Origin of the sequence: Streptomyces sp. CB03234, assembly GCF_001905885.1 — a bacterium.
Taxonomy (GTDB): Bacteria; Actinomycetota; Actinomycetes; order Streptomycetales; family Streptomycetaceae; genus Streptomyces.
The window spans coordinates 86267-106057 of record NZ_LIYH01000004.1; the positions used below are offsets into that span (position 1 = coordinate 86267).

The 19791-nt window shown below is 72.2% G+C and carries 23 protein-coding genes and 1 pseudogene; 11 read left to right on the plus strand and 13 right to left on the minus strand.

The window, feature by feature from the left end; genetic code table 11:
* Positions 1-58: 58 nt before the first annotated feature.
* From AMK26_RS17520 to AMK26_RS17535, 4 genes are all read right to left on the minus strand, one after another.
* A complete protein-coding gene (locus tag AMK26_RS17520) occupies positions 59-850 on the minus strand; it encodes an SGNH/GDSL hydrolase family protein (RefSeq protein WP_073755634.1) in 792 nt (263 codons plus the stop codon).
* 37 nt (positions 851-887) lie between these two features.
* Positions 888-1904, minus strand: coding sequence for a hemolysin family protein (locus AMK26_RS17525; RefSeq protein WP_073755635.1), 1017 nt, complete (start codon positions 1902-1904; stop codon positions 888-890).
* Positions 1901-3346, minus strand: coding sequence for a hemolysin family protein (locus tag AMK26_RS17530; protein ID WP_073755636.1), 1446 nt, complete (start codon positions 3344-3346; stop codon positions 1901-1903). The genes AMK26_RS17525 and AMK26_RS17530 overlap by 4 nt, the downstream gene beginning before the upstream one ends.
* 151 nt (positions 3347-3497) lie before the next feature.
* The gene (locus AMK26_RS17535) at positions 3498-3923 is read right to left on the minus strand and encodes a GNAT family N-acetyltransferase (protein ID WP_073755637.1); all 426 of its coding nucleotides are present in this window, start codon (positions 3921-3923) and stop codon (positions 3498-3500) included.
* Between the two features lie 89 nt (positions 3924-4012).
* Here AMK26_RS17535 and AMK26_RS17540 point away from each other — a divergent pair, with 89 nt between their 5' ends.
* The 7 genes from AMK26_RS17540 to AMK26_RS17575 all read left to right on the plus strand — a co-directional run bounded on the left by AMK26_RS17540 (position 4013) and on the right by AMK26_RS17575 (position 7856).
* The gene (locus tag AMK26_RS17540) at positions 4013-4249 is read left to right on the plus strand and encodes a toxin-antitoxin system HicB family antitoxin (protein ID WP_073755638.1); all 237 of its coding nucleotides are present in this window, start codon (positions 4013-4015) and stop codon (positions 4247-4249) included.
* A 61-nt stretch (positions 4250-4310) separates the two neighbouring features.
* Positions 4311-4682, plus strand: coding sequence for a fic family toxin-antitoxin system, toxin component (locus AMK26_RS17545; RefSeq protein WP_073755639.1), 372 nt, complete (start codon positions 4311-4313; stop codon positions 4680-4682).
* Positions 4683-4770: 88 nt separating this feature from the next.
* Positions 4771-5202, plus strand: a complete 432-nt coding sequence (locus AMK26_RS17550; RefSeq protein ID WP_241837947.1) for a hypothetical protein — start codon at positions 4771-4773, stop codon at positions 5200-5202.
* Between the two features lie 96 nt (positions 5203-5298).
* The gene (locus AMK26_RS17555) at positions 5299-5703 is read left to right on the plus strand and encodes a hypothetical protein (RefSeq protein ID WP_073755641.1); all 405 of its coding nucleotides are present in this window, start codon (positions 5299-5301) and stop codon (positions 5701-5703) included.
* 403 nt (positions 5704-6106) lie between these two features.
* Entirely contained in the window at positions 6107-6436 is a 330-nt protein-coding gene (locus tag AMK26_RS17565; RefSeq protein ID WP_073755643.1) for a leucine-rich repeat domain-containing protein, read from the plus strand.
* Positions 6437-6600: 164 nt separating this feature from the next.
* Entirely contained in the window at positions 6601-7089 is a 489-nt protein-coding gene (locus AMK26_RS17570) for a SigE family RNA polymerase sigma factor (protein ID WP_073755644.1), read from the plus strand.
* Positions 7086-7856, plus strand: coding sequence for a hypothetical protein (locus AMK26_RS17575; RefSeq protein ID WP_073755645.1), 771 nt, complete (start codon positions 7086-7088; stop codon positions 7854-7856). Before AMK26_RS17570 ends, AMK26_RS17575 begins: the two co-directional genes overlap by 4 nt.
* 136 nt (positions 7857-7992) lie before the next feature.
* Here AMK26_RS17575 and AMK26_RS17580 read toward each other — a convergent pair whose 3' ends face one another.
* Positions 7993-8733, minus strand: coding sequence for a VOC family protein (locus tag AMK26_RS17580; protein WP_073755646.1), 741 nt, complete (start codon positions 8731-8733; stop codon positions 7993-7995).
* Positions 8734-8842: 109 nt separating this feature from the next.
* On the opposite strand from AMK26_RS17580, the pseudogene AMK26_RS17585 reads away from it, so the two are divergent.
* Both AMK26_RS17585 and AMK26_RS17590 read left to right on the plus strand, forming a co-directional pair.
* Positions 8843-9336 (plus strand): annotated as a pseudogene (locus tag AMK26_RS17585) (ATP-binding protein).
* Positions 9337-9402: 66 nt separating this feature from the next.
* On the plus strand, positions 9403-11268 hold the full coding sequence (locus AMK26_RS17590) for an MFS transporter (RefSeq protein ID WP_241837948.1): 1866 nt from the start codon (positions 9403-9405) through the stop codon (positions 11266-11268).
* Here AMK26_RS17590 and AMK26_RS17595 read toward each other — a convergent pair.
* Genes AMK26_RS17595 through bioB form a run of 6 tightly spaced genes read right to left on the minus strand, consistent with a single transcriptional unit; the run spans position 11229 to position 16258 of the window.
* Positions 11229-12008 carry an SDR family NAD(P)-dependent oxidoreductase gene (locus AMK26_RS17595; protein WP_073755647.1) on the minus strand — a complete coding sequence of 260 codons (780 nt, stop codon included), beginning with the start codon at positions 12006-12008 and terminating at the stop codon, positions 11229-11231. The genes AMK26_RS17590 and AMK26_RS17595 overlap by 40 nt on opposite strands.
* A 9-nt stretch (positions 12009-12017) precedes the next feature.
* Complete coding sequence (locus AMK26_RS17600) at positions 12018-12692, minus strand: class I SAM-dependent methyltransferase (protein WP_073755648.1); 675 nt, start codon at positions 12690-12692, stop codon at positions 12018-12020.
* Between the two features lie 46 nt (positions 12693-12738).
* Positions 12739-13083: a VOC family protein gene (locus AMK26_RS17605; protein WP_073756241.1), complete on the minus strand. Its 345-nt coding sequence runs from the start codon at positions 13081-13083 to the stop codon at positions 12739-12741.
* 11 nt (positions 13084-13094) lie between these two features.
* On the minus strand, positions 13095-13814 hold the full coding sequence (gene bioD / locus AMK26_RS17610) for a dethiobiotin synthase (protein WP_073755649.1): 720 nt from the start codon (positions 13812-13814) through the stop codon (positions 13095-13097).
* Between the two features lies 1 nt (position 13815).
* Positions 13816-15105 carry an adenosylmethionine--8-amino-7-oxononanoate transaminase gene (locus AMK26_RS17615; protein ID WP_073755650.1) on the minus strand — a complete coding sequence of 430 codons (1290 nt, stop codon included), beginning with the start codon at positions 15103-15105 and terminating at the stop codon, positions 13816-13818.
* Complete coding sequence (bioB, locus tag AMK26_RS17620) at positions 15098-16258, minus strand: biotin synthase BioB (protein ID WP_073755651.1); 1161 nt, start codon at positions 16256-16258, stop codon at positions 15098-15100. Before bioB ends, AMK26_RS17615 begins: the two co-directional genes overlap by 8 nt.
* 142 nt (positions 16259-16400) lie before the next feature.
* Here bioB and AMK26_RS17625 point away from each other — a divergent pair, with 142 nt between their 5' ends.
* The gene (locus AMK26_RS17625) at positions 16401-17618 is read left to right on the plus strand and encodes an 8-amino-7-oxononanoate synthase (RefSeq protein ID WP_079277650.1); all 1218 of its coding nucleotides are present in this window, start codon (positions 16401-16403) and stop codon (positions 17616-17618) included.
* On the opposite strand, the gene AMK26_RS17630 is transcribed toward AMK26_RS17625, so the two are convergent.
* Complete coding sequence (locus tag AMK26_RS17630) at positions 17611-17814, minus strand: DUF397 domain-containing protein (RefSeq protein ID WP_073755652.1); 204 nt, start codon at positions 17812-17814, stop codon at positions 17611-17613. The genes AMK26_RS17625 and AMK26_RS17630 overlap by 8 nt on opposite strands.
* Before the next feature lie 15 nt (positions 17815-17829).
* Positions 17830-18699: a helix-turn-helix domain-containing protein gene (locus AMK26_RS17635; protein ID WP_073755653.1), complete on the minus strand. Its 870-nt coding sequence runs from the start codon at positions 18697-18699 to the stop codon at positions 17830-17832.
* A gap of 247 nt (positions 18700-18946) precedes the next feature.
* Between AMK26_RS17635 and AMK26_RS17640 the strand changes: the two genes are divergently transcribed.
* A complete protein-coding gene (locus AMK26_RS17640) occupies positions 18947-19378 on the plus strand; it encodes an ATP-binding protein (RefSeq protein WP_073755654.1) in 432 nt (143 codons plus the stop codon).
* Positions 19379-19791: the final 413 nt, after the last annotated feature.

Sequence of the window (19791 nt, forward strand, 5' to 3'; positions counted from 1 at the left end):
TGACCAGATTCTACTGGCGGTTTCTGCAGGTCGGCGCCGCGGTCCGGATTGTGGCTTGCTACGAGAACGACGACTCCTCGCCGAGCGGGTACGGCAGCAGCTCCGGCCGCTTGGCCGGCCGCCCGTCGCCGGAGGACCGGCCGGTCAGCCGCCGCCCTATCCACGGCCCCAGGTGCTGCCGCGCGAACCGCGCGTCGCTCACCCGCCGGGCGAGCCAGGCGGCCGGCACGGCAGGCGGGAGCGGCGCCCGCCAGTCCTCCTGCGGCTCCAGGCCCAGCGCCTGCCACACGGCCTCGGCCACCCGCCGGTGCCCCTCCGTGGTCAGGTGCAGCCGGTCCAGGTCCCACAGCCGCGGGTCGCCCAGCACCTCGGCGCCGTACAGGTCGACCACCAGGGCACCGTGCCGGACGGCCAGTTCGTCCACGTACGCGAAGAGCTCCTCCATGCGCGGCCGGAACCGCTCCATGACGGGGCCGTTGCGGCCGGGGCTGCGCATCAGCACCAGCCGCCCGCACGACGGGGCGAGCCGCTCCACCGCCTCCTCCAGCAGCCGGCGCACCCGCCCCATGTCGCACTTCGGGCGCAGGGTGTCGTTCAGCCCGCCGACCAGCGTGACGACGTCCGCCTTCATCGCCGCGGCGACGTCCACCTGCTCGTCCACGATCTGGCCGATCAGCTTGCCGCGCACGGCGAGGTTCGCGTACCGGAACCCGGGGGTACGGGCGGCGAGGCGGGCCGCCAGCAGATCGGCCCAGCCCCGGTAGGAGCCGTCGGGCAACAGGTCCGACATGCCCTCGGTGAAGCTGTCGCCCACCGCGACAAAACTGTTGTAGGTGGCATTCATCTCCATGGCGGAGTGATCGTACCGCGCGGTAGGTGGACGCGGTCTACACCGCCGGCCGCCCCACCAGCTCCCGCAGCACGTCCTCCATGGTGACCAGGCCCGCCGGCTTGCCGTCCTCGTCCACCACCGCCGCCAGGTGCGTACGGCTGCGGCGCATCGCCGTCAGGACGTCGTCCAGCGGCGTGGCCGCCCGCACCCGGGCGATCGGCCGCATCGCCGACACCGGGAACGGCAGGTCGCGCGGCATCGCGTCCAGCGCGTCCTTCACGTGCAGGTAGCCCAGGATCCGGCGGGCCGAGTCGATCACCGGGAAGCGGGAGAAGCCCGACTCGGCGGCCAGCGCCTCCAGCTCCTCGGGCGTCGTGCCGGCCCTGGCGTACACCACCCGCTCCACCGGCATCACCACGTCACGCACCGGACGGCGCCCCAGCTCCAGGGCGTCGTGCAGCCGCTCGGCCGCCCGGTCGTCCAGCAGCCCCGCGTCACCGGCGTCCTTCACCATCCGCGCCAGTTCGTCGTCCGAGAACGTCGCGGACACCTCGTCCCGCGTCTGGACCCGCATCAGCTTCAGCAGGGCGTTGGCGAAGGCGTTGATCGTGAAGATCACCGGCTTCAGCGCCCGTGCCACCGCCACCAGCGGCGGGCCCAGCAGCAGCGCGGTACGGGTCGGCTCGGCCAGGGCGATGTTCTTCGGCACCATCTCGCCGAGCAGCATGTGCAGGTACGTGGCCAGCGACAGCGCGATCACGAACGAGATCGGGTGCACCAGCCCGTGCGGCACGCCGACCGCGTCGAACACCGGCTCCAGCAGGTGGGCGATGGCCGGCTCGGCGACGACACCGAGCACCAGGGTGGACAGCGTGATGCCCAGCTGCGCCGCCGCGAGCAGCGCCGAGACGTGCTCCAGGCCCCAGATGACGCTGCGCGCCCGCCGGTTCCCGGCCTCCGCCTCCGGCTCGATCTGACTGCGGCGTACGGAGATCATGGCGAACTCCGCGCCGACGAAGAAGGCGTTGACGACGAGTGTCAGGAAACCGATCAGCAACTGGATCGCGGTCATCGTCCCGCCTCCCCACCCTCGTGGGCACGCGACCCACGCGCGCCGTACTCACCGGCACCCGGTCCGTCCGCACCCGGTCCGTCCGCACCCGGTCCGTCCGTCCCCGGGCCGCCGGCTCCCGGTCCGTCGTCCGGTCCGCCCGGCGGGGCGTGCAGCAGGACGCGGGCGGCGCGGCGCCCGGAGGCGTCGACCACGTCGAGCAGCCAGCCGCCCAGGACGACACTGTCGCCGACGGCCGGGATACGGCCCAGCTCGGTCGCGACGAGCCCGGCGAGGGTCTCGTACGGGCCGTCCGGCACACGCAGGCCGATCGTCTCCAACTGGTCGGTACGGGCGGCGCCGTCCGCGGACCACAGGGCCCGCCCGTCGGCGTCCTCGCCCGCCGGCGCGAGGTCCGGCGTCTCGTGCGGGTCGTGCTCGTCGCGCACCTCGCCGACGACCTCCTCGACGATGTCCTCCAGGGTCACGACCCCGGCCGTACCGCCGTACTCGTCTATGACGACGGCCATCGTCGTCTTGCCCGACAGCCGGTCCAGCAGCCGGTCCACGGTCAGCGACTCCGGTACGAGCAGCGGCTCGCGGAGGATCTCCGAGACCGGCTTGAGGCGCCGCTGCGACGCCGGGACCGTCAGGACGTCCTTGATGTGCGCGATGCCGATGACCGAGTCCAGGCTGCCCCGGTAGACGGGGAAGCGGGAGAGCCCGGTCGCGCGGGTCGCGTTGGCGACGTCCTCGGCGGTGGCCTGCGCCTCCAGGGCGGTGACCTGGACGCGCGGGGTCATGACGTTCTCCGCGGTCAGCTCGGCCAGGTTCAGCGTACGGACGAACAGCTCGGCGGTGTCGGCCTCCAGGGCGCCCTCCCGCGCGGAGTGGCGGGCCAGGGCCACCAGCTCCTGCGGGCTGCGCGCGGAGGCCAGCTCCTCGGCCGGCTCCATGCCGAGCCGGCGCACGAGGTGGTTGGCCGTGTTGTTGAGGTGGCTGATCAGCGGCCGGAACGCGGCGGTGAAGATCCGCTGCGGGGTGGCGACCACCTTGGCCACGCCCAGGGGGGAGGAGATGGCCCAGTTCTTGGGGACGAGCTCGCCGACGACCATCAGCACCACCGTCGACAGGGCCGTACCGATGACGAGCGCCACCGAGGACGCCACGGACGCCGACAGGCCGATGTCCTGGATCGGCCCGCGGATGAGCTTGGCGATGGACGGCTCGGACAGCATGCCGACGATGAGGTTGGTGACGGTGATGCCGAGCTGGGCGCCGGAGAGCTGGAAGGTGAGGGAGCGTACGGCCGCGAGGGCGCCGGCCGCCCCGCGCTCGCCCCGCTCGACGGCCCGCTCCAGCTCCCCGCGCTCGACGGTCGTCAGGGAGAACTCGGCCGCGACGAACGCGCCGCACGCGAGGGAGAGCAGCAGCGCCACGAGGAGCAGGAGCACTTCGGTCATCGGTTCACCTCCGTCCCATGGTCGGCCACGGACGGCAGGGATGCGCGATGTCGGCTACGGGGACTACTGGGAGGCTCGCCCATGGGCGGACGCTCACACCTTTCGATCGATGGTGAATGCTCCGCCCATGGTAAAGGATCAGCAAAAAAGATCATCCTTCGAGCGGCTTGACCCAGCGGCTCCACTCCGGCTGCGGCGCATAGCCCGCCGCCCGCCAGGTGTGGTGGGCGAGTTCGTTGCGGTCCAGCACCATGGCGTCGCCGCGCCGCCCGCCGAGGCGTACGAACCGCTCCTCGGCGGCCGCGAGCAGCGCCGCGCCGATGCCCCGCCGCCGGTGGTCCGGATGGACCGCGAGCCGGTAGAGGTGGCAGCGCCAGCCGTCGAAGCCGGCGATCACCGTCCCCGCGAGTTCACCGCCGCGCTCGGCGAGGATCAGCGCCTCCGGGTCGCGGGCGACCAGCCGCTCGACGCCGTCCCGGTCGTCGCTGATGCTGGTGCCCTCGGCCGCGACCTTCCAGAAGGCGAGGACGGTGTCGAGGTCGGCCGGCGAGGCGGCCCGTATCCGAAGATCATCCATGGCCCCCATCATGGGACACCTGTTGCCCCACTCGCCCCGTAATAACCATGGCCTTGCCGGTGCTAGCGCGGTCGCGCTAGCGTGGTGGTGTGGCGAAGACCCAGCTGAACGTACGCGTCGACGAGACCACCGCCGAGGCCGCCCGCCGCAGGGCGCAGCAGCGGGGCGTCAGCGTGAACCGGTACATCGAGGAGCTCGTCCAGCAGGACGCGGGCGAGGCGGGACGCACCTTCGTGGAGGCGGCGGCCGATTTCATGAAGCAGTACGAGTCGGTCTTCGCGGAGGAGTTCGGCGCTCCGGATCGCCGTACGTCCGGCACACGATGACGTACGCGCCGATGATGTCCGCGCCGAGGCGCTACGCGCCGATGGCGGGCGCCGCGCCCGTATGAACCTCTCGATCGACCTCGCCTGGCTCCTCATGGTCGCCGAGCAGAAGACGCCCGGCGACCCCCAGGTCACCGACTGGGGCGCACTCGTCGCCGCCGTGAGCCGGCACGACGCGGAGATCTTCGGCGTCCCCGTCTACGGCGACCCGCACGCCCGCGCCGCCGCGCTGCTGCAACTGCTGCTGCATGTGCCCGCGCTGGAGCACTCCAACGCCATGTACGCCTCCGCCGTCGCGTACGGCTACCTCGTCGCCTCCGGGCTCAAGGTGACCACCTCGCCCGAGAAGGTCAGGGATCTCGCCCGGCTGGTCAAGGCGGGGGAGGCGGACGTCCGGGCCATCGCTGCCGAGCTGCGCCGGTGGAGTCAGTGACTCCCTTTGTACGGGATCACCGGAAGCTCTCCGTCCACCCCGGCGCGCCACTACCTTTCGCGCCATGACACCCACACGGAACATACGTATGAGAAGGATCGCCGTCGCCGTCGCCGGTACGGCAGCGGCAGTGGTCCTGAGCATCGGCGGCGCCCTCGCGGCCGGAGACACCGACGAACCGTCCCCGCCGCCCGCGACCTCGCAGCCGCAGCCGACCGTCCCGCCGGAGGGCGACAGCGGCGGCACGGTGGGCGGCGACAGCGGTGGCAGCGGTGGCAGCGTGGGCGTCGACTCCGGAGGCGGCGACAGCGGTGGCAGCACGGGCGGGGACCCCGACCCGGACACCCCCGGCCCCACCGACCCGGGGACCCCCGGCCCCACCGACCCGGGGACCCCGCCCGACCTCGCCGGGCTCACCCAGCGCATCGACGAGCTCAACAAGAAGGTCGACGAGCTGCCCACCAAGAAGGAACTGGCCGACGCGCTGCGCGCCTTCGCCGACGAGCTGGACAAGGGCTGACCGAGCGGTCCGGTGGGGTCGTCGAAGCCGGGGACCTCCCGCCGGGTGGACGCCCCACCGACACCCGGGCCGCCCCGCGCCTGGCAGAGTGGTGCGGTGCTTCAGAATCCCGAGAACACCCTGTTCGTTCGTGGTGCCACGCCCGTGCTCCTGCTGGCCGGCGCACCCGTCCACGACCTCCTGCCCGTCCTCACCGCACCCGGCGGGGCGGTGCCCCGGTGCGAGGGGTGGAGCATCGTCCCCAGGCTCACCTTGTGTGTCGTCGACGGACCCGGAGAAGCCGGGATGATGATCCCCTCTCTCGCCGCCCCCGTGATCGACGGTACGGGAGGGACGGACGGGAGCACCGTGCCGGGAGAGATGACCGACTGGTGCGAGGACGCCGAACAGGCGGGCGGCGCGGTCGTCCTGTCACTCGACCAACTGCCCGAGGTGCTCGACTGGGCCGTGCTGCTGGGCTCGGGCACGGCCCGCGGCGGCTTCCTGCCGAGCCTGGGCTGACCGGTCGGCCGGGCGGCCGGTCGCGTGGACCCGTGGGCCATCCGTCCTGTCGTACCCCACTCCGATGATGACCAGCTGTGTCAACAGGAGGGGAGCGGGACATGGTTGAGCGGGCCGCGCGACGGATCGCCGAGGAGATCGTCGCGAGCGCGCCGGCGGGCTGGACGCGGGCGGTGCTGGTCAGTACGGCGGGCGGCGGCGGCATCTCATCTGGCTGCGGGAGCCCGCCGACACGTTCGGGCCCGAGGGGATCACCGGCGAGATCCCCGCCGAGATCCCGCCCGCCCTCCAAACCATCCACATCCACGACGTCACCGGCCCGGTCGACCTCACCCCCCTCATCGCCGCCCCGAACCTGCGGCAACTGAACCTCAACCACTCCGCCACGGCCGGCCTGGCGCCGGTGCGGGCGCTGCCCGTCGAGTCTTTGTGCGTCACGCTGGACGGCGGTGACCTGTCCCCGCTCGAAGGCCACCCCCACCTCACCTCCCTGAACCTCGGCACCACCACCGCCCCGGTCGACATCACCCCGCTGCGCACCGTCCCGAACCTCCGCTGCCTGGACCTGTCCCGGGCCGCCGTCCGCGACCTGACGGTCCTCGCCGACCTGCCCGACCTGCGCCACCTGGCCCTCACCGAGCGCCAGTGGGCCATCCTGCTGGACCGGGGGCACCGCTCACCCTCGCCGCCGCCCGCCTGGCCGACGATGACGCCCCGCTCGACCAGGCCCTGAACTGGGCGGCCCGGCTCGGCCTCAACACCGAGGACGCGCTTCGCACCACCGGCACCCTCGCCGCCGGCAGCGGATGAGGCCGCGCGTGCCGCAACCCGACGGACGTCCCACCGCACTGGAGAGGTGAGACGGTCCGCAACCGCGGACCCGGAGAGAGGCGGGGAATGCGGAGCGATGACGATGCCGCGCTGCGTGCCTTCGTCGAGGACAGACGTACGGCGCTGTTCCGCAGCGCCTACCTGTTGTGCGGCGATCGGCACGAGGCCGAGGACCTGGTCCAGACGACGCTGGTGAAAGTCGTGCTGGGCAGGCGGCGGCACGGGCGGCTGGACAGTATCGAGGCGTACGCGCGCAAGACCCTGGTCAACACCTACATCGCCGCCCGCCGCCGGTTCTGGCGGCGGGAGCAGGCGTACGGCGAAGTGCCCGACCGCATGGGCGACTCACCCGACACGGACACCGGCCTGATGGTGCGGGCCGCGCTCGCCACACTCACGGCCAGGCAAAGGGCCGTGCTGGTGCTGCGCTACTGGGAAGACCTGAGCGTCGAGGCGACGGCCGCCCTGCTCGGGATGCGGGAGAACACGGTCAAGAGCCACACGGCTCGCGGATTGGCGGCGCTGCGCGCCGTGATGACGGAGGAGCGGGTATGAGCGACGTCAGGGACCTTCTGGGACGGGCCGCAGAGGACGCCGGCCGGCCGATGATCAGCACGGAGGCCGTGTACGCGAAGGCTGCCAGGGTGCGGTGGCGCCGCCGGACGGCCGCCTCGGTAGCGGCACTTGCCGTCGTCGGCGCGGGAGCCTTCTCGCTGCCCGGACTGATCTCCGGGGAGACGGGCGAGGCGTCCGTGGCCGCGCCCACCGAGCTGGTGGGCGGCAACGGCCAGGGCAAGCGACTGGCCCGGCTGCTTCCCCCGGACGCCGGGGCGGTCGAGCAGGTGTCGTGGGCCGTGCTCCTCAAGGGGGCGGGCGCCGAACAGGCCGAGGTGAAGCACCTGGGCCCGCTGGACGGCGAGTACGCCATCCGCAAGGACGGCGGCGTCGGCTACCTGGCCCTCCACACCAGGAGCGCCAAGGACATCGCGGCGAAGACCGGAGGCAAGGGGATGGCCGGCGACCTCTGTGAGAAGACCGGCTCGGAGGACGACCGGGAGGACTGCGTACGCGAGAAGCTGCCCGACGGGAGGGTCCTGACCATCTGGCACCAGCCCGCCGCCTCCCCGGGCGACGGCGAGCCGCGATGGGGCCGGGAACTGACCGGACGCCTGACGCTGAACGACGGCTCCGCCCTCTTCGTCCGCGACAGCGCCGGCATCCACGGCAAGCACGCCCAGGGGCCCGCGCTCACCTCGCCGCCACTCACCCGTGAGCAACTGCGCGCACTGATGCTGCGCCCCGAGCTGCTGCCGAAGAACTGACCCTGCTCCCCGGGCCGGAGGCCGGCATCCAGCGGTGCCACGTGCACGACGTGGCACCGCCCGGGCCGGCAACCCGTCGGCTACAGGCCCGGGGAGGCGGCGCGGCGACGGGTCTCGGCGTCGTCGAGGCTCCGCGTCAGGACCGGGCGAGGACGCAGAACTCGTGGCCCTCCGGGTCGGCCAGGCACCTCCACGGGACGTCGCCCTGGCCGAGGTCGAGGTCGGTGGCGCCGAGGGCCCGCAGCCGGGCCACCTCCGCCTCTTGATCGTCATGGGGGTACCGCAGCAGGTCAAGATGGACGCGGTCCGGCACCGTCTTCGCGCCGGGCGTGCGGAGGAACTCGAGATACGGGCCGACACCCTTGGCGGAGCGCCACACCGCATGTTCGTCGGTCACCTCGTGCAGGGGCCAGTCCATCGCCTCACCCCAGAACCGTGCCATGGCCCGCGGGTTCGCGCAGTCGACCACCACCCGGGCGATCGGCCCGGTGTCCCGGTAGATCTCCCGGGGCTCCAGCACGCAGAACTCGTTCCCCTCCGGGTCGGCGAGGACCGTCCACGGCACGTCGCCCTGGCCCACGTGGGCGGGCGTCGCACCGAGAGCCTCCAGGCGGGCGACCAACTCCGCCTGATGGGCCGCGGAGGTGGTGGCGAGATCGAGGTGCACACGGTTCTTCGTCGTCGTCTTGGGTTCCGGGACAGCAACGACGTCGACGCAGACGGTGACCGGGTCCAGCCAGTCGAACCCGGCGGGTTTGACGGCGGTCTCGCCGTGTTCCCGGCTGGAGACGGCCCAGCCGAGCGCCTCCCCCCAGAACCGGCCGACCGCCGAGTCGTCAACAGCCTTTATGTTCACCAGTACAGGACGCAGCGTCATGCCGGCGATCCTATGTACGCGCTCTGCGAGGGACATCCGTAGGTACCGTCGCCACACGGTCGGGCTCGTGCCTGTTCCCGCGGCCCGCACGACGCTGGCGTCGAGTCTCATGATCGTATGGCTCAACGGCACCCATGGCGCAGGCAAAACGACGACCGGTGCGCTCGTGCAGCAACTGATCCCGGGTTCACGCGTGTTCGACGCCGAGAGGGACTGCCCAGGACGGACAACTTTCAGCACTGGCCGCCGTGGCGACCGCTCGTGGTCGAGACCGCCCGACGCGTACTCGACTACACCGGTGGCACTCTGGTGATGCCCATGACTGTCCTGGTCGAGCAGTACTGGCGCGAGATCGGCTCGGGCCTTGCTCAGCACGCCATTCCGGTCCGGCACTTCGTCCTCCATGCCGACCAGGACACCCTCCGCGCGCGCATCGCGGGCGACACTGTTCTTGGCCCCGACTCCCCGTTCCGTCTCCAACACCTTGAGCCCTACGCCGAGGCGGCCCGCACGTGGCTGCACGCGGAGGCCGAGGTCGTCGACACCACGCACCTCACGCCCGCCCAGGCCGCCCTGCAGATCGCAGAGGCTGTCAAGAGTTGAAAAAAACAGTGAGCCCGGGCACCGAGCTGGGGCCGCGGGACGCGGTGCGACAGCTCACGGGAGGGCATGAAATCCTTCGACTCGCAAATCCGCCGGAGGGCACGAATTTGTTCAGCCCGCAAATCCGGCAGAGGGCATGAAGTCCGTTCAGCCGCAACCGTATTGACGAGAAACTCTGAGCTTGACGGCGTCATGGAGTTTGCTTATGGTCCAGTCGTTCTGGTTCCGGCCAATCGATATCCGAAGGTGCTCATGACCGTGCCTCCAACGTTGCCGAAGCTCAGGCAGCGGTTGATTCTTGCCATTCTTATGTTGTGTTCGCTGCTGATTTGGCTGGACAATACCGTCCTGAGTACCACCCTGGAGACCCTTGCAGATCCGGTGCGTGGACTGGGGGCCGATCCCGGTCAGCTGCAATGGGCGACCGGGTCGTACACTCTGGCCTTCGCCACATTGATGTTCACGGCAGGCGCATTGGGCGATCGCTTCGGTCACCGGACGGTGTTTTCCAGTGGGTTGGTGATCTTCGCCGGGTCCTCGCTGTGGGCGGCGTACGCAAGCGATGCGGGCCAGCTGATCGCGGCTCGAGCGGCGATGGGGGTGGGCAGCGCGCTGATCACGCCCGCCATGATGGCCATCCTCATGTGGACCTTCACCGGCCCCGCGCGGGCTGCCGCGATCGGCGTCTTCTCGACGTCCGCCGGTGTCGGAATGGCTGCCGGCCCGGTGCTGGCGGGGTTCCTGCTCGATCATTTCTGGTGGGGCTCGGTCTTTCTGATCAATGTCCCGGTCGCGGTATTGGCGTTGGCCGGGCTCGCCGTGCTGGTTCCGAATTTCCGCAGCCCCACTTTGCGGCCACTGGACCCCGCTGGAATGCTGCTGTCAATAAGCGGGCTCGTGGCGTTGGCCTACGGGCTGATCAGGGCGGGGCAGGTGGCGGTGTGGAGTGGTGCCGACGTCTGGGCGCCGATCGTTGCCGGTCTGGTTCTGCTGGCCGTTTTCGTACTCGTCGAACTGCGTGTCGAGGTGCCCAGCTTTGATCCGCGCCTGCTCGCCCAACGCACATTCGGTGGCGGCAATGTGGCGCTCGGATTGCTGCTCTTCGCTGTGGCCGCCATCACCTTCTACAATGCGTTCTACCTGCAAGGCGCGCTCGGGTTTTCGCCGATGAAGGCGGGTTTGGCCAATCTCCCGACCGCACTCGGCGCGCTGGCGGGGGCGCCCCTTGCCTCGCGCCTGGTTCGCCGCCTTTCGCTGCGCGTCGTCACCGTGCCGGCGCTGACCGTGGCTGCGCTGACCATGGGCGGGTACGGGTTCCTCGGACTCACGACTCCACTGGTCTGGATCGAGATCCTGTTGTTGATACAGGGTCTCTCGATCGGCATGGTGATCGGCCCCGTTACGGCCGCATTGGTCAGCAACCTGCCGTTGGAACAGGCCGGTGCGGGATCGGCCGTCACCAACACCGTGCGACAGACCGGCAGTGTGATCGGGATCGCAGTAGGCGGCACGATCATGTCGATCATGTACCGACGTGCGATCGAACCTTCGCTGGAGGGTGCACCCGGTCCGGTGCGGGATCAGGCGCGAGTCTCCGCCGAACAGGCCCGCCACGTCGCCACCGCCGTCCACCGGCCCACTCTTGCTCAGGCTGCTGATGACGCGTTCATCCATGCCATGCACGTAGGCGCGGCCTGGATCGCGGTCATCGCACTCCTCGGAGCAGTTGTGCTGCTGATCACCTTGCCTGCTGTCGGAAAGAAGAGGGGCCCGATACCGGAGCCGGATCACGAAGAGGCCCGCAGCTCCGTCCTGGAGCTTGCCGATACCGCCCTTGACGGTCGACTTGATCGCCCCCGGGGCGGCGGCCCGCCCCGGGTGGACGCACACGGTCAGTGGACGGACAGTCCGCCGTCGACGAAGAGCGCGTGACCGGTGACGTACGCCGACGCGCCGCTCGCCAGGAACACCGCCGCGCCCGCGAAGTCGTCCGCCAGCCCGTTGCGCCCCACCATCGTGCGCGCGGCCAGCGCCGCGACCGTCTCCGGGTCCTTCTGGAGCCGGGCGTTGAGCGGGGTCAGCACGAAGCCGGGCACCAGCGTGTTGCAGGTGACGCCGTACGCCGACCACGCCTCGGCCTGCGAACGGGCCAGCGACTCCAGGCCGCCCTTGGACACCCCGTACGCCCCGCTCTGCACGAACGCCCGGTGCGCCTGCTGCGAGGTGACGTGGATGATCCGCCCGAAGCCCCGCTCGGCCATGCCCGGGCCGAAACGCTCGCCCAGCAGGAAGGGGGCCTCCAGGTTCACCGCCATCGTGGCGTCCCAGACCTCCTCGCCCACCTCACCCATCGGCGGCCGCAGGTTGATCCCGGCGCTGTTGACGAGGATGTCGGGCTCTCCGTAGATCCCGGCCGCCGCCTCCGCCGCCGCGCGCACACCCTCGCGGGTGGAGAGGTCACCGCTCACCCACGCGGCCCGGCAGCCGCCGGCCACCAACTCGTCGACCGTGGCCGCCAGCTCCGCCTCCCGGCGGGCGACGATCACCACGCTCGCGCCCGCCCGCGCGAGGGCACCCGCGATTCCCCGGCCGATGCCGGAACTTCCGCCCGTCACCAGGGCGACCCGGCCGTCCAGCGCGAACAACTGCGAGAGGTACGCGTGCGATGTCATGCCCGCACACTAATCAGCACGGTCCTCCTGCCCGTTCCCCAGGTCGGGACGCCGTGCCACCCCGAGCACGCAGGGCGAGGCCGGAGTCGAAGGGCCCGTCTCCGGGATCCGGAGCCGGCGGTACGTGACGATCTCGAACCCCGCCGCCTCGATCGCGGCCAGCGGGTCCCGTGCCGTGTGGCAGCCGCCGAACAGCAGCGGCCACACCGTACGGTCCAGCGCCCGCTGAGCCGTCGCCAGTGCCCGCCCCTGGGCCACCCCGTGCTCGAAGAACCGCAGCTCACCGCCCGGTCGCAGCACCCGCCGCAGCTCCCCGAGCGCCCGCGGCAGGTCCCGTACCGTACACAGCACCAGCGACGCGACCGCCGCGTCGAACGCCTCGCTCTTCACCGGCAGCGCCTCCGCCACCCCGGGCACCACGTCCACCGGAACCTCGGCGCGCAGCCCCGCGCTCGCGGCCAACTGCCGTAGCCGCCGCTCCGGTTCGATCGCGACGACCTCCGACACGGCGCCCGGGTAGTGCGCGAAGTTCAGCCCGTTGCCGGCGCCGACCTCGATGACCCGGCCGGAGAGCCCCGCGAGCAGCTCGTCCCGGTACGCGGCGACGCCGCCCTTGGTGTCCATGGCGACGCTCACGCGCGCGTAGAAGCGGGCGAACAGCGGGTGGTGGACGGTGTCCCGCATCGCGGACCTCCCGGCGAAAGGGGCTGACACCGTCAGTGTCCCCCTGTCAGCCGCTGACGAAGCAGAACTCGTTGCCCTCGGGATCCCGCAGCACCTGGAAGTCGCCGTGGTCGTCCGCCACGACGTCGCCGACCCGCACCGCGCCGAGCCGTACCGCCTCGGCCGCGGCGGTGTCCACGTCGCCCGCCTCCAGGTCCAGATGGAGCCGGTTCTTCACGGCCTTGCCCTCCGGTACGCGCTGGAAGGCGACCCGTACGAAACCCGGCGGATCGAGGTACGACCAGTCCGGGCTCCGGTCGACGGGCTCGCCGCCCAGCAGCGCGGCCCAGAAGCGGACCAGCGCGGCCGGGTCGGCGCAGTCGAACACGATCTCGCTGACGACAGCTCGCATGGCAGGCATGATCAGGATCGTACGGCCGCGGTGAACGCCTCCGCATCCCACGTGCCGCCGAGCACCGGGGCGAGCCAGCCCCCGGCCGCCGCGCGGAACCCGCCGGCCGCCAGCGCCGCCGCGCCCGACGGCACCGCGCCCAGCAGCGGAGCTCCCGCCACCTCCGGCAGCTCAGCGACGTTGCAGCGCTCGGCGAGCCCCGGCTCGTCCGGCCAGCTGCCGATGACGACGCCCGCCTGCTCAAGCCCGCGCGCCCGCAGCGCCTCGCCGGTGAGCGTCACCATGTTGAGCGTGCCGAGCCCCGGGGGCGCCACGACCAGCACCGGCGCGTCCAGCAGCCCGGCCGCGTCCGCGAGCGTGCCGCCCTCCTCGTCGTACCGCACGAGCAGCCCGCCGGCGCCCTCCACCAGCACCAGGTCGTGGTCGTCGGCCAGCTTCCGCGCGGCCCGCGCCACCTCCTCCGGCCCCACCGGAGCCATGCCCGCCCGCCGCGCGGCCGTCACGGGCGCCAACGGCTCCGGGAACCGTGCCAGTTCCACCGGCGTGACCCCGTCCCCGGCGAGCCGTACGACCTCGTCCGCGTCGCCCCGCTCACCCGGGCCGGCCCCGGTCTGGGCGGGTTTCAGCACGGCCACCGACCGCCCCGCCGCCCGCGCCACCGCGGCGACGGCCGCCGTGACGACCGTCTTGCCGATCTCCGTCCCCGTACCGCTGACCACCAGTACCGACATCTCAACCCTCCCGCGCCGCGGCACACACCCCGCGGCTGATCCGTGCCACGTCCTCGTCACCCGTGACGTACGGCGGCATCACGTACACCAGGTCCCGGAACGGCCGCAGCCACACGCCCTCGCGCACCGCCGCCGCCGTCGCGGCCGCCATGTCCACCGGACGGTCCAGCTGGACGACGCCGATGGCACCGAGCACGCGCACCTCGCGCACCCCCGGCAGCTCGGCCGCCGGCGCCAGGCCGTCCCGCAGCCCCGCCTCGATCCGCTTGACCTCCTGCTGCCAGTCCTGGCCGAGCAGCAGGTCGATCGAGGCGCACGCCACGGCCGTGGCCAGCGGGTTGCCCATGAACGTCGGCCCGTGCGCCAGCACCGGCACCTCGCCCCGCGAGATCCCGTCCGCCACGCGGGCGGTGCACAGGGTCGCCGCCAGCGACAGGTAGCCACCGGTCAGCGCCTTGCCCAGGCACATCACATCCGGTGCCACGCGCGCGTGCTCCGCCGCGAACAGCGTGCCCGTGCGCCCGAACCCGGTCGCGATCTCGTCGAAGACCAGCAGCACGTCGTGCTCGTCGCACGCCTCCCGCAGCACCCGGAGATACGCCGGGTCGTGGAACCGCATCCCGCCCGCGCCCTGCACCACCGGCTCGACGATCACCGCGGCCAGCTCGTCCGCGTGCCGCCCGATCGCCTCCCGCAGCTGCTCCGCGTAGGACTCCTCGTACGTGACCGGCGGCGGGCCCGCGAAGATCTGCCGCGGCAGCGCCCCCGACCACAGCTCGTGCATCCCGCCCTCGGGATCGCACACCGACATCGGCTGCCAGGTGTCACCGTGGTAGCCGCCGCGCCAGGTCAGCAGCCGCTGCTTGGCCGGACGGCCCACCGAGCGCCAGTACTGCAGGCACATCTTGATCGCGACCTCGACCGACACCGAGCCCGAGTCGCAGAGGAAGACGTGCCGCAACGGCTCCGGTGTGATCTCCACCAGCCGGGTGGCGAGGCGCACCGCCGGCTCATGGGTGAGCCCGCCGAACATCACATGGCTCATCCGCCCCAGCTGGTCCCGTGCCGCCTCGTTGAGCACCGGGTGGTTGTAGCCGTGGACGGTCGACCACCACGACGACATGCCGTCGACCAGCTCGTCCTGCCCGTACGCCGGTTCGGCGAGCCGCAGCCGCACACCGGACGCGGACTCCACGACCAGCGGGTCGGTACGGCCGGGCATGGGGCCGTACGGGTGCCACACGTGGGCCCGGTCGAGGGCGATCAGCTCGGCGGTGTCGAGGTCACGCATTGGGGGCGAGGTCCGTGCCGGCGCCGCGACGGCGTACCGCCACCAGGTCGGGACGGGCGGCCGAAACCTCCGGCTCCTCGTCCGGCGGCGCACACACGGAACCGGAACCGGAGCCGCAGCCGCCGCCCGTGCCGCAGGAGGCGGCGTCCGCCCGGTGCTCGGGCAGCGTGGTGGTGTCCGTGCCCTCCACCTCGAAACCGGCATCCGCGATCATCTCCAGGTCCGCCTTGCCGGCCTGGCCCTCGCTGGTGAGGTAGTCGCCCAGGAAGATCGAGTTGGCCAGGTGCAGGGCGAGCGGCTGGAGCGTCCGCAGGTGCACCTCGCGCCCGCCCGCCAGCCGGACCTCCACGTCCGGGCAGACGAACCGGACCATCGCCAGGATGCGCAGCGCCCGCTGCGGGGTCAGGTTCCACTCCTTGGCGAGCGGCGTGCCCTCGAACGGGATCAGGAAGTTCACCGGCACCGAGTCCGGGTCCAGCGCGCGCAGCGCGAAGACGACGTCGACCAGGTCCTCGTCGCTCTCGCCCATGCCCGCGATCAGCCCGGAGCAGGCCGACAGGCCCGCCGCGTGCGCCTTTTGTACGGTGTCGACCCGGTCCGCGTAGGTGTGCGTGGTCGTGATGTCCCCGTACGTCCCCTCGGACGTATTGAGGTTGTGGTTGTACGCGTCGGCGCCCGCCGTCCGCAGCCGCTCCGCCTGGCCGTCCGAGAGCAGCCCGAGGCACGCGCACACCTCGACGCCCTCGTTCTCCTCCTTGATGGCCTCGATGGTCTTCGAGACGCGGTCGACGTCCCGGTCCGTGGGACCGCGGCCGCTGGCGACCAGGCAGACCCGCTTCGCGCCGCCCGCGACGCCCGCGGCGGCCGCCTTCGAGGCCTCCTCCGGCTTCAGCCAGGTGTACTTGAGGATCTCCGCCTTGGAGCCCAGCCGCTGCGAGCAGTACGAGCAGTCCTCGGGGCACAGGCCGGACTTGAGGTTGACCAGGTAGTTGAGCTTCACCCGCCGCCCGAACCACTGACGGCGTACCTTCCCGGCCGCGGCCACCACATCGAGCAGCTCGTCGTCGGAGGTCGCCAGTACGGCGAGCGCTTCTTCGCGGGTCGGCAGCTCGCGCCGAAGCCCCTTGTCCACCAGCGTGTTCAGCAGGTCCATGGCGCTGATCCTGGCCTACGGCACGGCCCCGGGCCAAGGAGGAACCCCACAGGAGAGCCGCTTTCGAGTGTGTGTATAACCACACTCCGGCCCGCCGCGACCACAGTTAAGGTCTGTTCGCTGTCTACAAAAGGGACCAGACATGCCCCAGGCTCCGCTCGACCCGCCCGCCGACCCGCCGGTCGCCCAGCCGCCCGACTCCTCTCCCGCCTCGCCCTTCGACTGGACCGACGAGGAGGCGTGCCGCCGCGCGGACGCCGGGCTGGTGCGTACGCTCCGCCCGCGACCGGCCGTGCCGGAGCTGCTGGACCTGGCGAGCAACGACTACCTGGGCCTCACCCACCACCCGGACATCACCGCCGCGGCCGCCGGCGCCGCCCGCCGCTGGGGCGCGGGCGCGACCGGCTCGCGCCTGGTGACCGGGACCACCGAGCTGCACGCCGAGCTGGAGCGGGAGCTGGCCGGCTTCTGCGGTTTCGAGGCGGCGCTGGTGTTCTCGTCCGGCTACGCGGCCAACCTGGCCGCCCTGACCGCGCTGAGCGCCCCCGGCTTGCTGATCGTCTCCGACGCGGGCAACCACGCCTCCATCGTGGACGGCTGCCGGCTCTCGCGCGCCGAGACCGCGGTCGTCCCGCACGCCGACCCCGAGGCGGTGGCCAAGACCCTCGGTGCCCACCCCGGGCGGCGGGCGCTGGTGGTCACCGACTCGGTGTTCTCCGTCGACGGTGACGCGGCGCCGCTGGGCGGGCTCGCCGCGGCCTGCCGGGCGCACGGCGCGGCGCTGGTGGTGGACGACGCGCACGGCCTGGGCGTGCTGGGCGAGGGCGGGCGGGGCGCACTGCACGCGGCGGGGCTGGCGGGGAGCCCGGACGTCGTCGCCACGCTCACCCTCTCCAAGTCCCTGGGCAGCCAGGGCGGAGCGGTCCTCGGGCCGGCCCGGGTGATCGACCACCTGGTCAACGCCGCCCGGACGTTCATCTTCGACACGGGCCTCGCCCCGGCCGCCGCGGGCGCCGCGCTGGCGAGCCTGCGGCTGCTGCGCGCCGAGCCGGGCCTGGCGGGCCGGGCGCGTACGGTGGCGGCCACCCTGCACGCACGGCTGACGGCGGCGGGTCTGACCGCCGTGCGGCCGGACGCCGCCGTCGTCTCCGTACGCGCCCCTTCGCCGGAGCAGGCCGTGCGGTGGGCGGCCGACTGCCGGGCCGAAGGTCTCGCGGTGGGGTGCTTCCGGCCGCCGTCGGTGCCGGACGGCATCTCGCGCCTCCGGCTGACCGCCCGCGCCGACTTGACGGAACGTCAGGTCGACGAGGCGGTCGCGACGATCCTCCGTACGGCGCCGCCGCCGGTCCCGGTCAGCTGACCTCCTCCTTCAGGGAGGTGACGAAGGAGGTCCAGGCCGTCGCGGAGAACCGCAGCGGTGGCCTGGCGGTGTTCTTCGAGTCGCGTACGGCGAGTCGCGTGGCGTCGAGCCGGGCGGCCTCGACGCAGTTGTTCATGCCCACGCTGCGGCTGCTGCGCCGCCAGGTGAGGTTGTTCTGTGCGAGGTAAGCAGACATGTGGGGTGCCTCTCCCTACGCGCCGTCACCGATTCCGGCGATGAGTTCCGACGACTCCTCGGGCGACAGGGCGTGCGCCTGCATGGTGCGGAAAGCGGCGCAGTACGCCTCGAGGTCTTCCATGCGTTCGAGATAGAGGCTACTCGTCAAGTGGTCAAGAGCAACCACGTCCAGATCGGAAATGTTCGGAAAGGAGAAGATAACGAAAGACCCGGAGAGGCCGACGTACTCGCCCGCGGAGAACGGCAGTACCTGCACCCGCACATGAGGCAACTGAGCCCACTCCAGCAACTGACGCAACTGCTCCCGCATCACCCCCGGGCCGCCCACCTGCCGCCGCAGCACCGCCTCGTCGAGCACCGCGTCCAGCCGCAGCGGAGGATCGGCGTGCAGCACCTCCTGCCGCGCGCTCCGCACCCGTACCAAGGACTCGACCGTCGCCGCCGGAACACCCGGCAGCGCCGCCCGCGTCACCGCGCGTGCGTAGTCCGCCGTCTGCAACAGGCCCGGCACGACCGATGTCTCCAGCGTGCGCGCCGTGCACGCATGCGCCTCCAGACTGATGAAGTCCTGGTACGGAGGCGGGATCACGCCCCGGTACGCATGCCACCAACCCGTCCCGCCGCCGTCCGCCGCCGCGCCCGCCAGCGCCTCCAACAGGGCGCGCAGCCGCGGCTCGTGGACGCCGTAGGCGTCGAGCAGCCGCGCCACGTCCGCGCCCGACACCCCGCTCGTACCCGTCTCGATCCGGCTCACCTTCGACTGGTGCCAGCCCACCAGCAGCGCCGCCTCCCGGCTGGTGAGGCCCGCGGCCAGGCGCAGCCCGCGCAACTCCTCGCCGAGCTTGCGCCGACGCACCGCCGGGCCGTGCCGAGTGCCTCGCATGACCGCCTCCTCCCGTTGTCCGGCATCCTCCCGCCATAGGGCCAACCCGTCAGTTTGCCGCCCAAATCCGGTCTCGCGTGGCAGAGTTCACCGCTTCGAGCGACAGATATATGCAGATCTTGGTGGATCGCCCCCATCAGGGGCGACATAAGTGGCACTCTGGCGCGAAGCGCAATCCGAGGCCGTCCTCACAAAACATCCGGTACGTGTCGGAGTCCGGCCCCGGTGGGAAAGGGACAGCGTCGCCATGGCAGACCATCAGGAAGCATCCGTCACTCTGCCGAGCGATCCCGCCTCGGTCTCCGCCGCCCGGAGATACGTGGCGGACGTCCTCGCGGAATGGGGCCTCCCCGGCGAGGCCGAGACGGCCGACACGGTCCGGCTGATCGTCTCGGAACTCGCCACCAACGCCGTCCAGCACACCTTCGGCCAGTCGCCGACGTTCACGGTGGACGTCCGGCTGGAGCGCGACGAGCAGCTGCGCATCGGCGTCACCGACAGCCACCCGCGCTGGCCGCAGCGGCTGCCCGCCGCCGTCCAGCAGGACAACGGCCGCGGCATGGTCATCATCCGCTGGCTCACCGCGGAGTGCGGTGGCCGCCTCTCGGTCACCCCCACCGCCGAGGGCGGCAAGACGGTCTGGATCGCCCTGCCCTGGACAGTCCCGGTCCAGACCTGACCCCCCCACGCCCACCGCCTCCACGGCGCCCAGCCGCCCGGCGCTCCCGGCCCCTGGCCCCCGGCCGTGCGCTGCCTCCCTGGCTTACGGCCGCCTGGCGCTCCCGCCTCCCGGCCCCTTGGCCCCCGGCCGTGCGCTGCCTCCCTGGCCTCCGGCCCGTGGCGCGCCGCCTCCCACCTCCCTGGCTTACGGCCGCCCGCCGCCCCCGCCTCCCGGCTCTTGGCCCCCGGCCCGTGTGCCGCCTCCCTGATATCCAGCCTGTGGCCTGGCCGCCCTGGCCCTCCGACTCGCTGGCCCCCGGCCCGTGCCCCACCTCGCCGGCCCCTGGCTCCCTGGCCTCCGGTCCGTGGCACCTGCTCCCCGGCTCCCCGCCCGTGCCCCACCTCGCCGGCTCCGGGCCGCCGGGTCGCTCG

What these genes read in the sequence shown, in the direction of transcription:
- AMK26_RS17520 (WP_073755634.1), bottom strand. Translation starts at nt 850, where the DNA reads ATGGAGATGAATGCCACCTACAACAGTTTTGTCGCGGTGGGCGACAGC.
- AMK26_RS17525 (WP_073755635.1), bottom strand. Translation starts at nt 1,904, where the DNA reads ATGACCGCGATCCAGTTGCTGATCGGTTTCCTGACACTCGTCGTCAAC.
- AMK26_RS17530 (WP_073755636.1), bottom strand. Translation starts at nt 3,346, where the DNA reads ATGACCGAAGTGCTCCTGCTCCTCGTGGCGCTGCTGCTCTCCCTCGCG.
- AMK26_RS17535 (WP_073755637.1), bottom strand. Translation starts at nt 3,923, where the DNA reads ATGGATGATCTTCGGATACGGGCCGCCTCGCCGGCCGACCTCGACACC.
- AMK26_RS17545 (WP_073755639.1), top strand. Translation starts at nt 4,311, where the DNA reads ATGAACCTCTCGATCGACCTCGCCTGGCTCCTCATGGTCGCCGAGCAG.
- AMK26_RS17550 (WP_241837947.1), top strand. Translation starts at nt 4,771, where the DNA reads ATGAGAAGGATCGCCGTCGCCGTCGCCGGTACGGCAGCGGCAGTGGTC.
- AMK26_RS17570 (WP_073755644.1), top strand. Translation starts at nt 6,601, where the DNA reads ATGCGGAGCGATGACGATGCCGCGCTGCGTGCCTTCGTCGAGGACAGA.
- AMK26_RS17575 (WP_073755645.1), top strand. Translation starts at nt 7,086, where the DNA reads ATGAGCGACGTCAGGGACCTTCTGGGACGGGCCGCAGAGGACGCCGGC.
- AMK26_RS17580 (WP_073755646.1), bottom strand. Translation starts at nt 8,733, where the DNA reads ATGACGCTGCGTCCTGTACTGGTGAACATAAAGGCTGTTGACGACTCG.
- AMK26_RS17590 (WP_241837948.1), top strand. Translation starts at nt 9,403, where the DNA reads ATGAAATCCTTCGACTCGCAAATCCGCCGGAGGGCACGAATTTGTTCA.
- AMK26_RS17595 (WP_073755647.1), bottom strand. Translation starts at nt 12,008, where the DNA reads ATGACATCGCACGCGTACCTCTCGCAGTTGTTCGCGCTGGACGGCCGG.
- AMK26_RS17600 (WP_073755648.1), bottom strand. Translation starts at nt 12,692, where the DNA reads ATGCGGGACACCGTCCACCACCCGCTGTTCGCCCGCTTCTACGCGCGC.
- AMK26_RS17605 (WP_073756241.1), bottom strand. Translation starts at nt 13,083, where the DNA reads ATGCGAGCTGTCGTCAGCGAGATCGTGTTCGACTGCGCCGACCCGGCC.
- bioD (WP_073755649.1), bottom strand. Translation starts at nt 13,814, where the DNA reads ATGTCGGTACTGGTGGTCAGCGGTACGGGGACGGAGATCGGCAAGACG.
- AMK26_RS17615 (WP_073755650.1), bottom strand. Translation starts at nt 15,105, where the DNA reads ATGCGTGACCTCGACACCGCCGAGCTGATCGCCCTCGACCGGGCCCAC.
- bioB (WP_073755651.1), bottom strand. Translation starts at nt 16,258, where the DNA reads ATGGACCTGCTGAACACGCTGGTGGACAAGGGGCTTCGGCGCGAGCTG.
- AMK26_RS17625 (WP_079277650.1), top strand. Translation starts at nt 16,401, where the DNA reads ATGCCCCAGGCTCCGCTCGACCCGCCCGCCGACCCGCCGGTCGCCCAG.
- AMK26_RS17630 (WP_073755652.1), bottom strand. Translation starts at nt 17,814, where the DNA reads ATGTCTGCTTACCTCGCACAGAACAACCTCACCTGGCGGCGCAGCAGC.
- AMK26_RS17635 (WP_073755653.1), bottom strand. Translation starts at nt 18,699, where the DNA reads ATGCGAGGCACTCGGCACGGCCCGGCGGTGCGTCGGCGCAAGCTCGGC.
- AMK26_RS17640 (WP_073755654.1), top strand. Translation starts at nt 18,947, where the DNA reads ATGGCAGACCATCAGGAAGCATCCGTCACTCTGCCGAGCGATCCCGCC.